Origin of the sequence: Mucilaginibacter frigoritolerans (assembly GCF_007830615.1) — a bacterium.
Lineage (GTDB): Bacteria > Bacteroidota > Bacteroidia > Sphingobacteriales > Sphingobacteriaceae > Mucilaginibacter > Mucilaginibacter frigoritolerans.
In genome coordinates this window covers 410,327-424,588 of record NZ_VLLI01000001.1, presented here as the reverse complement: position 1 = coordinate 424,588, position 14,262 = coordinate 410,327, and the positions used below count along the sequence as shown (strand labels likewise).

Below are 14,262 nucleotides of genomic sequence, written 5' to 3'. Positions count from 1 at the left end.
AATGAATAATTTCTAGGTATCTATCCTTGCATATTTTGCATTCTTCTCAATAAACTCGCGACGCGGGCCTACTTCATCACCCATTAGCATAGAAAAGGTATGGTCACACTCAGCGGCATTTTCAATGCTGGCACGTTTTAAGGTACGTGTTGCCGGGTTCATGGTTGTTTCCCATAATTGTTCGGCGTTCATCTCACCCAAACCTTTATAACGCTGAATATGTACACTATCTTCTTTACCTGCGCCTTTTAATTTTTGTACTGCAGCATCACGTTGTTCTTCCGTCCAGCAATACTCTTGTTCTTTACCTTTCTTAACAAGGTAAAGTGGAGGAGAAGCAACATAAATATATCCAAATTCAATTAACTCCTTCATGTAACGGAAAAAGAAGGTCAGTATCAAAGTGGTAATGTGCGATCCATCCACGTCAGCATCCGTCATGATCACAATTTTGTGATAACGTAATTTACTGATATTAAGAGCCTTGTCATCTTCTGGTGTACCAATGCTAACACCAAGACCTGTGAACATATTTTTTATTTCCTCGTTCTCGTAAATTTTGTGCTCCATGGCTTTTTCCACATTCAAAATTTTACCCCTTAAAGGTAAAATAGCCTGAAACTCACGGTCACGACCTTGTTTGGCAGTACCACCTGCCGAGTCACCTTCCACAAGATATAGTTCGCATAATGAAGGGTCACTATTAGCACAATCCGAAAGCTTACCAGGTAAACCCGAACCACTCATTACGTTTTTACGTTGAACCATTTCGCGAGCCTTACGGGCAGCGGCACGGGCGGTAGCAGCAAGTATTACCTTATTCACTATCATCCGGGCTTCTTTAGGATTTTCTTCCAGGTAATTACCTAAAATTTCACCTACCGCAATATCAACCGCACCCATTACCTCGTTGTTTCCCAATTTAGTTTTGGTTTGGCCCTCAAACTGAGGCTCAGCAACTTTTACCGAAATTACAGCAGTTAATCCTTCACGGAAGTCATCACCCGTAATTTCAATCTTCATATTTTTAAGCAAGCCCGATTTATCAGCATAAGCCTTTAATGTACGGGTTAACCCCCTGCGGAAACCGGCTACGTGAGTACCACCCTCAATAGTGTTAATATTATTAACGTAAGAGTGTACGTTCTCTGAGTAAGTATCGTTGTACTGTAAAGCCAGTTCAACGGGAATTCCCTGTTTTAATCCCTCAATATAAATAGGCTCAGGAATTAATGAAACGCGGGTTCCATCAAGATATTTAACAAACTCCCTTAACCCCCCTTCTGAATAAAAATCTTCAGATGGATGTGTTCCGTCTTCATTTAATTCACGTTCGTCTGTCAATGAAAGGCGGATGCCTTTATTTAAAAATGCTAACTCGCGTAAACGGGCAGCAAGTGTTTCGTATTTATATTCAGTGCCGATTGTAAAAATCTCCGGATCGGGTTTAAAAATAATAGTAGTACCTCTTTTTTCAGTTTCACCAATTGTTTTTACATCAAACATTGGCTTACCTCTTTCATACTCTTGTGTCCAAATTTTACCTTCACGGTAAACCAGAGCAGTTAAATGTGTGGAAAGTGCATTAACGCAACTTACACCCACACCATGCAAACCACCGGAAACTTTATAAGTATCTTTATCAAATTTCCCCCCTGCGTGCAAAACGGTCATTACCACTTCAAGGGCAGAGCGTTTTTCTTTGGTGTGAATAGCCGTAGGAATACCACGACCATTATCAGAAACTAAAATTGAATTATCTTTTTGTATTATAACTTTTATAGTGTCACAATGACCGGCTAAAGCCTCATCTATGGAGTTATCAACAACCTCATATACCAGGTGATGCAAGCCTTTAAAACCTGTATCACCAATGTACATCGACGGCCGTTTACGAACCGCTTCTAAACCTTCTAAAACCTGTATATTATCTGCTGAGTAATTTGATTTATCTTGATTTTCTTCGCTCATATCTGGTTAAAACAATAACCTTCAAAAATACGAATTTTAACCTATATTACAGCAATTGTGGATAAAAATGGCACTATATAAACAACCTAAGTCAAAACATTAGGATACTTGACATGAAAGATTATCTTTGTCAAAATTTTTTAAGATTTAAACAATAAAACATTCATGTCAGCCATTGGGTCGGCAACAAAAATCAATTATTCGCAAAATGAAAACTAAGGCTTCTATTTTTACAAAAATTTCATTAGGTATGTTACTTGCCGGCAGCTTAGCAGCATGCAATAAACCTAAAACAGATGATAAAGCCACTGCTAACCCGGCTACTCCAAATAAAGAAACCATTGTATTTGTTAATTCTGATACTTTGTTAGCTAAGTATGATTACTATAAAGATATGTCTAAACGTTTGGAGGACAAAGCTAATAGTGCTAAAAATGATGTTGGCTCAAGGACACAGGCTTTTCAACGCGAAGTGGCTGAATATCAAAAAGGTGCCAACACTATGCCTGCTGATCAACGTCAAAGCACCGAACAACGTTTACAACGTGAACAACAGGAGTTACAAGGCTATCAGCAAAATGCAACTGCTCAGTTCCAAAATGATCAGGCTAGTGAAAACACAAAGCTTTATGATAAAATTGCTGACTTTATAAAAAGCTATGCTAAAGAAAAAGGCTATAAATTAGTTTTAACTTATTCAAAAGCTAACCCTACCGTACTATACGGAGATCCAGGTTTAGATGTCACTGCTGATGTAGCCAAAAGGCTTAATGATGCTTATTCAAAAGATAAAAAATAATAGTAACTTATATTTATTTACGAACAAAAAACCTCAGCTATTAGTTGAGGTTTTTTAATTTAAAAAGAAAATGGAAAACCAGACAGGTGAAAATTTTATGAGGATGGCTATTGAGCTATCGGAATATAATGTAAAACACAATCATGGTGGCCCTTTCGGTGCAGTAATTGTTAAGGATAATATGGTAATTGCCCGAAGTGCTAACAGAGTAATGGCAGAAAATGATCCGACAGCCCATGCTGAGATAGCTGCAATACGACTTGCATGTAAAGAGTTAGAAACTTATAATTTATCGGGATGTGAAATTTATACCAGCTGCGAACCATGTCCAATGTGCCTGGGAGCAATATACTGGGCCCGCATTGATAAAATTTACTATGCTAACACCAAAACTGATGCAGCCAATATTGGCTTTGATGATTTCTTTATCTACTCTGAATTAGAATTGGATATGGATAAGCGCAAACTTCCTTTTGTTCAGTTACTGCCAAAAGAAGCGATAAATGCATTTAAAATATGGGAAACTTCTGATTTTAAAACACCTTATTAGGCAGTGTAAGTCTAACTCCTTAAAACGCGTTTTCATCTCCTTTTAAGGAGTTTCTAACAGTAAGAAATACAATTTTGAGGTCAAGTAAAAACGACCAGTTTTCCAGATACCAAACATCTGCTTCTACCCTCTTAAGCATGGCATCTACTGTTTTGGTTTCGCCGCGTAAGCCTTTTATTTGTGCCCAGCCTGTAATACCTGGTTTAAGAAAATGTCTTACCATAAACCTGTCAATCAATTTAGAGTATTGGCTGGTGTGGCTTATCATATGAGGCCTGGGACCTACAACAGACATATTTCCCCCTAATACATTAAAAAACTGTGGCAATTCATCCAAACTGGTTCGTCTTAAAAAGGCGCCCGTTTTAGTTATACGTTGATCATTACGGGTTGCTTGCTTTTGGTCAGCATCATTATTAACCCGCATACTTCTGAATTTATAGCATTTAAAAGGGTTATTATCTCTTCCAGATCTTATTTGTGTAAAAAAGACCGGCCCCCTTGATTCAAGTTTAATTATTAACGCCAAAATGGGAAACAGCCAACTAAACACAAAAACAATTACAAACAGAGAAAAAACAATGTCAAAAAATCTTTTTATTGATCTGTTCAAAAGGTTTTCTAAAGGTTCGGTTCTAACCGATATAATAGGTATATGGCCAAAACTTTGTATATAAGTTGGCTTTTTTGCATAATCGTAATATTCAGGAACAAACTTAAACCGGATCAGGTTTTTATCTGCATCCAACATTAATTTCTCAATGGTTTTTGACTCTGATAAAGGTAAAGTACAAAAAATCTCATCTACTTTATTCGTCATCACATATTCAATGCATTTATCTGTACCGCCTAAAAACAAATTATTTTCTCTAATATTTTCAGGGTTATCATCAAAAAAACCAAGTGTTACGTAACCTGCATCAGGGTTTTGCTTAAAGAAATTGTAAAGATCATACCCAATACGCCCGGCACCAACAATAATAATGTCGCGGGCATCAATTAACGAAGCCCTTTCACTTTTGCGCATTAAAAGGAAAATCAGTTTCCAAAAGCCCAAGAGAAATCCAAAAAGTGCAAGGGAGTAAAATAAATATTGACGGGTTATAAAATAAGCTTCCGTCCCAATTAAAATAAGAATAGTAAAACATATAAAGCTTACAAAAAGCAAGTATGTTTTTATAACTACTCGGTAAGTTTTAATAGAGTCTCTGTTTAAAACTTGTTCATATAAGCCCGAAATATTTGCAGAGAGTAACCATATCAAATTAAATACCAATACAATAGGCAAATACCTTCTGTTATTGACCCAATAAACAGTTGATTTATCTTCTATAAAATAAGTAGAAATCATACTTATGTTTAAGATAAGATAATCAGTAGCAAGATTTAGAGCTTTAAAAAAAGTAGTATGTCTGTTTATCATTTAAAACGTTAAATTATGGTACCATTAAATGGCCTCAATATTAACAATGGTATTGTGCTGCAAGTTAAGGTTTCATTTTAACTTAATAAGATGCCTTTTATTAAGTTAAGTTTAATGCCTGTTTTTGTGGAATATTGGGAATGAAAGGATTCAAATATTTCTTCAGGTAGATATCAAATAAAGTCATTTTATATTTTTTACCAACCGGATGCTTATCAGTGGGATTAAGACAAGGTTGAGTGAATAAGTTACGGTAGAGGTTATTTTTCATAATATTAATGTTTCATATTAAGATTTTTTCTACTACATTTCTATCAAAAGTATAATTTCTTCCTAAAAATAACGAAATCATTTATTTAATAAAACGATTATTGAATAATAAGTGTTTGATTATTAGTACAATTACCAACTATAAATTAATTGAGAAAAATAACGAAATAAACGGAATTTCAACTCTTTTTATCAAAAAAATCATCTTTCAAATCATCTATTTCTCTCCTGTCCCTTTTTGTTGGTCTTCCTGTTCCTCTGTCGCGTTTTAAAATAGGAGCATGAAACATCGATTTAAAAGCCTGTGTTTGTTCAACAGGAGTAATATCCTCGTAAAAATCAATCACAGTTTTAGCATCTGCCCTTTGTTCAAGCAAACCTGTTACCTTCAAAACTTTACGTTCTATACCTTTTGATACCTGGTAAATTTCACCTACCCTTACTTCGTGGGATGGTTTGATATTTTGGCTATCTAACTTTACCCTTCCGGCCTTACAGGCATCAGCTGCCAATGTACGGGTTTTAAATATCCGAATTGCCCACAGGTACTTATCTATTCTTAATTTTTCCTTTTCCGGCATAATTTGAAGTTCAAACTTACAAAGTTTTATTTAATTACGATATTTGGTTCGGTTATTCAAGATTAGGTGAACCCGTTTAAACAATCAACAAGCAAATTCACTTAAAATTCCTTTAATTTGCCAAAAGTTTTTTATTGATGCAAGACCTGAAAAAATTAATTGAAGAGGCCTGGGAAGACAGGAACCTGTTACGTTACAACGAATATATCAATGCAATTGATACTGTTATTGAAAAGTTAGACAAAGGCAATTTACGTGCTGCCGAACTAATTGGTTCAAGATGGCATACTAATGATTGGGTAAAAAAAGCTGTGATTTTATATTTCCCAACCAGGCAAATGGAAGAAATTGAAGTAGGCCCGTTTGTTTTTCATGACAAAATGAAACTAAAAACTGACTATGCAAAAACAGGTGTACGTGTGGTACCACATGCCATAGCGCGCTATGGGGCGCATTTAGCGAAAGGTGTTATTATGATGCCATCATACGTTAATATTGGCGCCTTTGTTGATGAGGGGACTATGGTTGATACCTGGGCAACTGTAGGCTCATGCGCCCAAATCGGAAAGCATGTTCACCTAAGCGGGGGCGTTGGCATTGGCGGTGTATTGGAACCGGTACAAGCCTCTCCCGTTATTATTGAAGACAATTGCTTTTTAGGTTCAAGGGCAATAGTTGTTGAAGGTGTACATTTAGAATCGGAAGTGGTTTTAGGTGCAAATGTTGTATTAACAGCTTCAACTAAAATTATTGACGTAACGCACGACACACCGATTGAATATAAAGGTCATGTGCCTGCACGCTCTGTAGTAATTCCTGGTTCATACACCAAAAAATTCCCCGCAGGCGATTTCCAGGTACCTTGTGCTTTAATTATAGGAAAACGAAAAGAATCAACCGACAAAAAAACTTCCTTAAATGACGCTTTAAGGGAAAATAACGTTGCGGTATAAAAATAATAATTGAATAAAAATGAGCGGACAATTCCATAATTGTCTGCTCATTTCTTTTTGTTCATTATTTACGGTTCTCCACTAAATACTTCATTTCATACATATGAAAATATTGATAAGGTTGCCAAACTGGCTTGGTGATGTAATAATGAGCACTGCCTTTATTAATGCCGTTAAACAATCTTATCCTGATGCTTTGGTTGATGTTATTGTAAAAAAAGAGCTCTCTGGTCTTGCTGCACTTATTTCAGGCCTAAATACTGTTTATCCTTTTTCAAAACAGGAATATAAAGGGCTGCGCGGGGCATTTCGTTTTGGTAAAACACTTAAGGCCAAAAAGTATGACCTGTTTTTCAACCTTCCCACTTCCCTTTCATCAACAGTATTGGGGTGGGCAAGCGGAGCTGTTAAGCGCATAGGCTTTAATAAAGATGGTAGTTTTTTACTTTTCACCAATTTGTATAAAAAACCAGTGAATGTTCACCGGGTTGATGAATACCTATCATTGCTGGAACAATTTTCGGGTAAAAAAATCAATAACAGATCGGTAAGGCTACTTATTGAAAACTCTGTACCAATAAATCAAAAACAAGTGCTGGTTAATTTCAATTCAGAGGCATTATCCAGAAGAATGCCCGTTGAGAAAGCGCATATCTTGATAAACTCGCTCACAAATACCTTTCCGGATATAACCTTCAAATTCATTGGCTCGCCAAAAGAGAGTGCTTTTGTTGAACAAATAATTGATAGTGCGCAAAATAAAGATCGCATTGAAAACCTGGCCGGCAAAACTGATTTGGTTGGTTTAAGCCAATTGATGGCATCATCTGCTGCAGTATTAACTACCGATTCAGGTCCTGCGCATTTAGCTAATAGTGTTGGCACACCAACTATTGTTTTATTTGGAGCAGGCAACGAATATAATACAGCGCCATACAACAAGCACAACCTGAATGTTATACGTTACGGAAAATTGAATTGTGAGCCTTGTGTTAAGAATGTTTGCCCGCTGTATGATATTCCAAAATGTATGCAATTGATAGATGAATTAACAATCATTGATACAATGAGCTTATATTTGCCAAATGCTTAGAGAAGAAGTTGCCAAAGCACTTAAAGTTATACAGGATGGCGGTATTATCCTTTATCCTACTGATACCATTTGGGGTATAGGATGTGATGCCACTAATACAGAAGCTGTAAAGAAAATTTATAGCCTTAAACAGCGGGACGAAGCTAAAAGCATGATAATTCTATTAGATACAGCAAATAAGCTGGAAAGCTATGTTAGCAATGTTAACCCATTAGCTTTTGATTTGATTGAATACGCTGAAAGCCCGTTAACACTGGTTATGCCCGGGGCTAAAAACATTTCACCTGCACTAATCAGTAATGATGGCAGTATTGGAATCAGAATTGTAAAACACCATTTTTGTGAGCAATTGATACAAAGAATGCGCAAACCGCTGGTATCAACATCAGCTAATATAAGTGGTAAACCATCTCCACAATATTTTTCACAAATTGATTCTGAGATAATTGATGGGGTTGATTATGTTGTTGATCTGGATCAATATGATATGGAAATCAAAACACCCTCAACCATAATGCGGCTTGCGCCCGATGGGAGATTTGAATTTATCAGGAAATAAATTGATTAAGATTAAGAGTTATTCTACCATTCTCTTAAAACAAATCTGAGATCAATAAATTTTTAATTTAATGAAACAACACCTCCAACATTCTATATTCCCGGTAATTTCAAAACTGGCTGCTGAACATAATATACCTGTTTATGCAATTGGGGGTTTTGTACGTGATGTTTTTTTACAAAGGCCGTCAAAGGATATTGATATAGTTGTAATAGGTAACGGAATTTCATTTGCAGAAAGTGTTGCAAAAAAGTTAAACGTTAAACTCTCTGTTTTCAAAAACTTCGGAACGGCGTCACTTAAATACCAGGACCTCGAAATTGAATTTGTTGGTGCTCGTAAAGAATCGTACCGTCTTGATTCAAGAAAACCAATAGTTGAAGATGGCACGCTGGAAGATGATCAAAAACGGCGTGACTTTACTATAAATGCGCTGGCTATCTCCTTAAATCCAGAAGCTTACGGTCAATTGTTAGATCCGTTTAACGGGATAGCTGATTTGGATCAAAAACTAATAAGAACACCGTTAAACCCAGTTGAAACGTTTTCTGATGATCCATTGCGCATGCTCAGAGCCATACGCTTTGCCTCACAACTTAATTTCAGGATTGATGAGTTATCTGTATTAGCCATTAAAGAAAATACAGAAAGAATAAGTATTGTTTCGCAAGAAAGAATAACAGATGAATTGAACAAAATTATTTTATCTAAAAAACCATCAATAGGTTTTAATTATTTGTTTGATACGGGTTTGCTGCATAAAATATTCCCACAAATGGTTGCGCTTTACGGTGTGGAGTACATTGACGGAAAGGGCCATAAAGACAATTTTTACCACACTTTACAGGTACTGGACAATATTTGCGAAACCACAGACGATCTTTGGCTGCGATGGGCTGCTATATTGCATGATATTGCAAAACCTGCCACAAAGCGTTTTGAACCAGGCCACGGCTGGACATTTCATGGTCATGAAGACCGGGGGGCTCGTCAGGTTCCTAAAATATTTGCCCAATTAAAATTACCGTTAAATGAAAAAATGAAGTTTGTGCAAAAAATGGTACAATTGCACTTACGCCCTATTGTTTTGGCACAATCAATAGTTACAGACTCTGCTGTAAGGCGTTTATTATTTGAGGCAGGTAACGATATTGAAAGCCTGATGCTGTTATGCAAAGCAGACATTACCACAAAAAATGAATATAAAGTAAAAAAATACCGTCAGAATTTTGAACTCGTTCAGCAAAAATTAAAAGATGTAGAGGAGAGGGATAGTATCCGCAACTGGCAACCACCTGTAACCGGCACAGATATTATGCAATTGTTCGGTATAAAAGAGGGCCGGGAAGTAGGTATTATTAAAAATCAAATAAGGGAAGCTATACTTGAAGGCGAAATCCCTAACTCGCGCGAAGCTGCGCTGAATTTTACCATTATTAAAGGAACAGAAATTGGCTTAAAAGTTGTGGGTAACGATTTGCAGTTTTAGATAGTCCACTGTTAAGAAGGCAGAATTTTTAAATAAGCCTTAAAGAATTCACAAATCGCAATCTAAAATCGTAAATTAAATCAACATTATTACTTTTGTAAAAAATACTAAAAATGGCGCTATACAGGTTCAGGATTACTTTTGAAGACTACGATGATGTTATAAGGGAAATTGATGTAAAATCAAATCAAACATTTGAGGACCTTCACAGAGCTATCCATCAGTCAACCGGTTATAATTCGGAATATCCTTCATCATTTTATATCAGCAATGATCAATGGATGAAAGGGGAAGAAATTACTTATTTACCCAACCAAAAAAGGATAGATCGAAAGATTGCCTTAATGGATAAGGTAAAACTATTGAGCTATATTGATGATCCTCATCAAAAGTTTTATTACACCTTTAACTTTGACCGGCCTTTTGATTTTCATGTTGAATTAATGAAAATCATATTGGATGAAACACCGGGCGTTGTTTATCCTGCAGTTATAAAATCTGTAGGCGAAGCACCGAAACAATTTGGTAATATATTAAATACCCCAATCGCTCCTGCTGAAAGTGATGAATTTGATTTCTTAAACGAAATGACTTATGGCGAAGACGATGCTGAAGAGTTTTCTGAAATAGCAGATTCCGGAGAAGAGGACGAAGAAGAAAAGAAACTGGACGATGAGGAAGATGATGAGTTTGGCAGTGAATTTCATGACGATGAAGGATTTGATGATGACGCTAAATTGTCAGGTGGTGATGATTATTAATTGAGTCTGTTGCTGATAGTTTGTTATTCATAATTCTACATTAATAATCAATCAGATTTTTCTAATCAATTATGAATGATGAACTATCAGAAAAAACCCTTATTGTAATTATCGGCCCCACTGCTTCCGGTAAAACTGCTGCTGCTATTCAATTAGCCCATCATTATAAAACGGATATCCTGTCTGCTGATTCAAGACAATTCTATCAAGAAATGTCAATTGGCACTGCTAAACCTTCAAAGCAGGAACTGGCGGCCGCTAAGCATTTTTTTATTAATAACTTATCAATTACAGAAAACTACACAGCTTGGGACTATGAAGTACAGGCGCTTGAGCTATTAAATAAGCTTTTTGATAAACACAATTATGTCATATTAGCAGGAGGCTCGGGCTTATTTATAAAAGCTGTGTGTGAAGGATTTGATGAATTTCCTGACATGCGGCCTGGCTTAAAAGAAAAACTAAACCTGGAGTTTGAAGAAAAAGGAATAGCTGATTTGCAACAACGACTAAAAATTGCTGACCCTGTTTATTACGAACAGGTGGATCTCAACAACCCACAGCGCTTAATAAGAGCCATAGAGGTATTTGAAAGTACCGGCAAACCATTTTCATCATTCCGTAAATTAAATGTGAACAAACGCCCATTTAGGGTTGTAAAGCTAGGCCTGAACCTGCCAAGGGAAAAACTTTATCAGCAAATTAACTATAGAGTTGACGAAATGGTAAAAAATGGCCTAATTGAGGAAGTAAAATCTCTTTTAGCTTATAGACATTTAAATGCTTTAAACACTGTAGGCTATAGCGAACTGTTTAATTATTTTGATGAACAAATTGATTTGGATAGGGCAATCGAACTAATTAAACAAAACACACGCAGGTTTGCTAAAAGGCAAATTACCTGGTTTGGAAGAGACAAGGAAATAATCTGGATGAGACCGGACAATAAAGATTTGATTGCTGAAATGGTATCAGCAATCAAATAAATGAAGCACCTAAGTTCTTTGAGGTAGTAAGGTTTGCAAATAGGCTCCGTAACCGCTTTTTATATATTTTGCAACCAACAGTTTCAACTGTTCATCGCCAATAAATCCCATACGGTAGGCAACCTCTTCAATACAGCCAATTTTTGTAGCCTGCCGTTTTTCAATTACCCTAACAAATTCTGAAGCGTCACTTAATGAATCAAATGTACCTGTATCCAGCCATGCTGTGCCTCTATCCATTACGCCTACATTTAAATCACCTTGTTGCAGATAATATTTATTTACGTCGGTAATCTCATATTCTCCGCGTGGCGATGGCTCTAAATTTTTTGCAATTTTTATAACATTGTTATCATAAAAATAAAGCCCAGGTACTGCAAAATTTGATTTTGGGTGAACCGGCTTTTCTTCAATAGATACTGCTTTAAAATCTTCATCAAACTCTACGACACCATATCTTTCAGGGTCGGCAACCGGATAAGCAAATATGGCTGCTCCTTCAACGTTATTAAAACTTTGAACAAGTTTACTAAAACCAGCTCCGTAAAATATGTTATCGCCCAAAATCAGTGCGGCTTTATCATCCCCGATAAACTTTTCACCTATCACAAATGCCTGGGCAAGTCCATTAGGCTTTTCTTGTATAGCAAACTCAAAATGACATCCTAACTCATTACCGTCCCCTAGTAGACGTTTAAAGCTTTCATTATCTTCAGGGGTAGTAATAATTAAAATCTCCCTGATATCAGCCAGCATTAAAACAGACAACGGATAGTATATCATCGGCTTATCATAAATCGGCATCAATTGCTTGCTTATGGCCTTTGTTATGGGATAAAGCCTGGTGCCTGATCCGCCTGCTAAAATTATTCCTTTCATGTAACCTTAATATTATTGTTTTAGCTTGTTGATGCAAGTTATTAAACTATCCCGCCAATAAGGAATTTCTAAGTTAAATTCCTTTTTAATTTTACTTTTATCCAATACAGAATAAGGCGGACGTGTTGCTTTAGTAAGATACTCCTCCGTTTTTACCGGAATTGCTTTTATTTCAATATCAGCTATATCAAATATGGCTTTGGCAAAATCATACCATGAAGTTACCCCTTCATTACTGTAATGATAAATTCCGTAAGCTGTGTTTCCACTTTTAATTATTTGTAGTATAGTTGATGCCAGATCAATAGCGTAAGTTGGGGTTCCAACCTGATCGGCGATAATTTTCAATTCGTCTTTTTCGGATCCAAGGCGCAACATGGTTTTGGCAAAATTATTCCCATATTCGGAGTACAGCCAACCTGTACGAATAATAAAGATTTTTTTTAAGAGAGACTCAATAACTTTTTCTCCATCCAATTTTGTTTTTCCGTATACGCTTACAGGTTTTGTTTCGTCAACTTCTGTAAGCGGTTTGGCCTTATCGCCCTTAAAAACAAAATCAGTAGATATATGAATAAGTGTTGAACTATGTTCTACGCAAGCATGGCTTAAGTTTTCAACTCCTGTTTTATTAATTTTCAAAGCCATTTCCTGATCATCTTCTGCTTTATCAACAGCAGTATAAGCTGCACAATTTATAACATACTCGGGATTATAAGCTTCAAAAACTTTTTTCAAAGTCTCTGTATCTAATATATTAGCTTCACTTGACGAGAGAAAATATATATTAGTAATTACTTTTTTTGACGCAATATTTTTTAGACATTGACCCAACTGACCAGAAGCGCCAAAAACAATAATATTATTCATAGATGTGAGGTTTGTTTGATAATGGCAAACATACCATGTAAATATCTTTATTTATTAATTTCCTTGTAATGAAAAGAGTTGTTGAGTAAATGGTAAAATCACTTACTCAACAACTCTCTTTTATGTATAAATGTTTTATCTGGCAGTAATGCTTTCTTTGGATAAAAAATCATTATAGGCCAATTTTATGCCTTCTTCTAATTCAATTTTATGTTTCCAGCCTTTTTCATGAATTTTGGTTACATCCATTAACTTTCTTGGAGTGCCATCAGGTTTGGAAGTATCAAATTTAATTTCTCCATGATAGCCAACAATTCGTTTTATTAATAAAGCCAAATCTTTTATTGATAAATCTTCGCCAGTACCTACATTAACCAGCCCTTCTTCGTTATAATTTTGCATCAAATAATAGCATGCTTCGGCCAGGTCATCAGCAAATAAAAACTCCCTCTTAGGCGAGCCGGTTCCCCAGATTACTACTTCTGGTAGCTGTTGTTCTTTTGCCTCATGAAAACGGCGAATAAGCGCAGGTAATACGTGTGAATTTTGGGGATGATAATTGTCATTATAGCCGTAAAGATTAGTAGGCATAACTGAAATATAATTACAGCCGTACTGTGCCCTATAAGCATCACACATTTTTATACCTGCGATTTTAGCAATGGCATAAGGCTCATTTGTTGATTCAAGCAAACCGGTAAGCAAATAATCTTCTTTTAATGGTTGTGGAGCCATCTTAGGATAAATACAGCTAGACCCTAAAAACATTAATTTTTTAACACCATTTAGATAGGAGTTATGGATAACATTATTTTGAATCTGCAAATTGTCATACAAAAACTCAGCACGGTAGGTATTATTAGCTACAATACCTCCTACTTTAGCTGCTGCCAAAAATACATAATCGGGCTTTTCGAGTTTAAAAAACTCAGCTACCTGTTGTTGATCACGCAAATCGAGTGTATCCGAAGTACGGAGAATAAAATTAGAATATCCTTCTTTTATCAGTTTGCGGTGTATGGCAGACCCAACCATCCCACGATGACCGGCAATGTAGATTTTTGATTCTTTTTCCATC

Annotated in this window: 15 protein-coding genes; 8 read left to right on the top strand and 7 right to left on the bottom strand. The window is 36.0% G+C overall.

Annotated elements, in window-relative coordinates:
• Window positions 1–12 precede the first annotated feature (12 nt).
• Complete coding sequence (gene gyrB, locus JN11_RS01765; protein ID WP_144909026.1) at window positions 13–1,971, bottom strand: DNA topoisomerase (ATP-hydrolyzing) subunit B; 1,959 nt, start codon at window positions 1,969–1,971, stop codon at window positions 13–15.
• A gap of 208 nt (window positions 1,972–2,179) precedes the next feature.
• Between gyrB and JN11_RS01760 the strand changes: the two genes are divergently transcribed.
• Window positions 2,180–2,770: an OmpH family outer membrane protein gene (locus tag JN11_RS01760; protein WP_144909024.1), complete on the top strand. Its 591-nt coding sequence runs from the start codon at window positions 2,180–2,182 to the stop codon at window positions 2,768–2,770.
• A gap of 70 nt (window positions 2,771–2,840) precedes the next feature.
• Entirely contained in the window at window positions 2,841–3,320 is a 480-nt protein-coding gene (locus JN11_RS01755) for a nucleoside deaminase (protein ID WP_144909022.1), read from the top strand.
• Between the two features lie 19 nt (window positions 3,321–3,339).
• Here the strand turns inward: JN11_RS01755 and JN11_RS01750 are convergent, their stop codons facing one another.
• The 3 genes from JN11_RS01750 to JN11_RS01745 all read right to left on the bottom strand — a co-directional run bounded on the left by JN11_RS01750 (window position 3,340) and on the right by JN11_RS01745 (window position 5,594).
• The gene (locus tag JN11_RS01750; protein WP_144909020.1) at window positions 3,340–4,743 is read right to left on the bottom strand and encodes an undecaprenyl-phosphate glucose phosphotransferase; all 1,404 of its coding nucleotides are present in this window, start codon (window positions 4,741–4,743) and stop codon (window positions 3,340–3,342) included.
• Between the two features lie 100 nt (window positions 4,744–4,843).
• Window positions 4,844–5,014: a hypothetical protein gene (locus tag JN11_RS24315; protein WP_170227672.1), complete on the bottom strand. Its 171-nt coding sequence runs from the start codon at window positions 5,012–5,014 to the stop codon at window positions 4,844–4,846.
• Window positions 5,015–5,192: 178 nt separating this feature from the next.
• Window positions 5,193–5,594, bottom strand: coding sequence for an RNA-binding S4 domain-containing protein (locus JN11_RS01745; protein WP_144909018.1), 402 nt, complete (start codon window positions 5,592–5,594; stop codon window positions 5,193–5,195).
• Window positions 5,595–5,731: 137 nt separating this feature from the next.
• Between JN11_RS01745 and JN11_RS01740 the strand changes: the two genes are divergently transcribed.
• The 6 genes from JN11_RS01740 to miaA all read left to right on the top strand — a co-directional run bounded on the left by JN11_RS01740 (window position 5,732) and on the right by miaA (window position 11,435).
• The gene (locus JN11_RS01740) at window positions 5,732–6,547 is read left to right on the top strand and encodes a 2,3,4,5-tetrahydropyridine-2,6-dicarboxylate N-succinyltransferase (protein WP_144909016.1); all 816 of its coding nucleotides are present in this window, start codon (window positions 5,732–5,734) and stop codon (window positions 6,545–6,547) included.
• A 103-nt stretch (window positions 6,548–6,650) separates the two neighbouring features.
• The gene (locus JN11_RS01735; protein ID WP_144909014.1) at window positions 6,651–7,640 is read left to right on the top strand and encodes a glycosyltransferase family 9 protein; all 990 of its coding nucleotides are present in this window, start codon (window positions 6,651–6,653) and stop codon (window positions 7,638–7,640) included.
• The gene (locus tag JN11_RS01730) at window positions 7,633–8,199 is read left to right on the top strand and encodes an L-threonylcarbamoyladenylate synthase (protein ID WP_211360614.1); all 567 of its coding nucleotides are present in this window, start codon (window positions 7,633–7,635) and stop codon (window positions 8,197–8,199) included. Before JN11_RS01735 ends, JN11_RS01730 begins: the two co-directional genes overlap by 8 nt.
• A 70-nt stretch (window positions 8,200–8,269) precedes the next feature.
• On the top strand, window positions 8,270–9,688 hold the full coding sequence (locus JN11_RS01725) for a CCA tRNA nucleotidyltransferase (RefSeq protein ID WP_144909010.1): 1,419 nt from the start codon (window positions 8,270–8,272) through the stop codon (window positions 9,686–9,688).
• Between the two features lie 113 nt (window positions 9,689–9,801).
• Window positions 9,802–10,449 (top strand): IS1096 element passenger TnpR family protein, encoded by a 648-nt coding sequence (locus JN11_RS01720; protein WP_144909008.1) that lies wholly within the window; start codon window positions 9,802–9,804, stop codon window positions 10,447–10,449.
• A gap of 71 nt (window positions 10,450–10,520) precedes the next feature.
• Window positions 10,521–11,435: a tRNA (adenosine(37)-N6)-dimethylallyltransferase MiaA gene (miaA, locus tag JN11_RS01715; RefSeq protein ID WP_144909006.1), complete on the top strand. Its 915-nt coding sequence runs from the start codon at window positions 10,521–10,523 to the stop codon at window positions 11,433–11,435.
• Between the two features lie 9 nt (window positions 11,436–11,444).
• Here the strand turns inward: miaA and rfbA are convergent, their stop codons facing one another.
• The 3 genes from rfbA to fcl form a co-directional block, all read right to left on the bottom strand.
• A complete protein-coding gene (gene rfbA, locus JN11_RS01710) occupies window positions 11,445–12,314 on the bottom strand; it encodes a glucose-1-phosphate thymidylyltransferase RfbA (RefSeq protein ID WP_144909004.1) in 870 nt (289 codons plus the stop codon).
• A 12-nt stretch (window positions 12,315–12,326) separates the two neighbouring features.
• Window positions 12,327–13,184, bottom strand: a complete 858-nt coding sequence (gene rfbD / locus JN11_RS01705; RefSeq protein ID WP_144909002.1) for a dTDP-4-dehydrorhamnose reductase — start codon at window positions 13,182–13,184, stop codon at window positions 12,327–12,329.
• 135 nt (window positions 13,185–13,319) lie between these two features.
• Window positions 13,320–14,261 carry a GDP-L-fucose synthase gene (fcl, locus tag JN11_RS01700; RefSeq protein WP_144909000.1) on the bottom strand — a complete coding sequence of 314 codons (942 nt, stop codon included), beginning with the start codon at window positions 14,259–14,261 and terminating at the stop codon, window positions 13,320–13,322.
• Between the last annotated feature and the right edge of the window lies 1 nt (window position 14,262).

What these genes read in the sequence shown, in the direction of transcription:
- JN11_RS01735 (WP_144909014.1), top strand. Translation starts at nt 6,651, where the DNA reads ATGAAAATATTGATAAGGTTGCCAAACTGGCTTGGTGATGTAATAATG.
- gyrB (WP_144909026.1), bottom strand. Translation starts at nt 1,971, where the DNA reads ATGAGCGAAGAAAATCAAGATAAATCAAATTACTCAGCAGATAATATA.
- JN11_RS01755 (WP_144909022.1), top strand. Translation starts at nt 2,841, where the DNA reads ATGGAAAACCAGACAGGTGAAAATTTTATGAGGATGGCTATTGAGCTA.
- rfbD (WP_144909002.1), bottom strand. Translation starts at nt 13,184, where the DNA reads ATGAATAATATTATTGTTTTTGGCGCTTCTGGTCAGTTGGGTCAATGT.
- JN11_RS01740 (WP_144909016.1), top strand. Translation starts at nt 5,732, where the DNA reads ATGCAAGACCTGAAAAAATTAATTGAAGAGGCCTGGGAAGACAGGAAC.
- JN11_RS01725 (WP_144909010.1), top strand. Translation starts at nt 8,270, where the DNA reads ATGAAACAACACCTCCAACATTCTATATTCCCGGTAATTTCAAAACTG.
- rfbA (WP_144909004.1), bottom strand. Translation starts at nt 12,314, where the DNA reads ATGAAAGGAATAATTTTAGCAGGCGGATCAGGCACCAGGCTTTATCCC.
- JN11_RS01760 (WP_144909024.1), top strand. Translation starts at nt 2,180, where the DNA reads ATGAAAACTAAGGCTTCTATTTTTACAAAAATTTCATTAGGTATGTTA.
- JN11_RS01745 (WP_144909018.1), bottom strand. Translation starts at nt 5,594, where the DNA reads ATGCCGGAAAAGGAAAAATTAAGAATAGATAAGTACCTGTGGGCAATT.
- fcl (WP_144909000.1), bottom strand. Translation starts at nt 14,261, where the DNA reads ATGGAAAAAGAATCAAAAATCTACATTGCCGGTCATCGTGGGATGGTT.
- miaA (WP_144909006.1), top strand. Translation starts at nt 10,521, where the DNA reads ATGAATGATGAACTATCAGAAAAAACCCTTATTGTAATTATCGGCCCC.
- JN11_RS01720 (WP_144909008.1), top strand. Translation starts at nt 9,802, where the DNA reads ATGGCGCTATACAGGTTCAGGATTACTTTTGAAGACTACGATGATGTT.
- JN11_RS24315 (WP_170227672.1), bottom strand. Translation starts at nt 5,014, where the DNA reads ATGAAAAATAACCTCTACCGTAACTTATTCACTCAACCTTGTCTTAAT.
- JN11_RS01730 (WP_211360614.1), top strand. Translation starts at nt 7,633, where the DNA reads ATGCTTAGAGAAGAAGTTGCCAAAGCACTTAAAGTTATACAGGATGGC.
- JN11_RS01750 (WP_144909020.1), bottom strand. Translation starts at nt 4,743, where the DNA reads ATGATAAACAGACATACTACTTTTTTTAAAGCTCTAAATCTTGCTACT.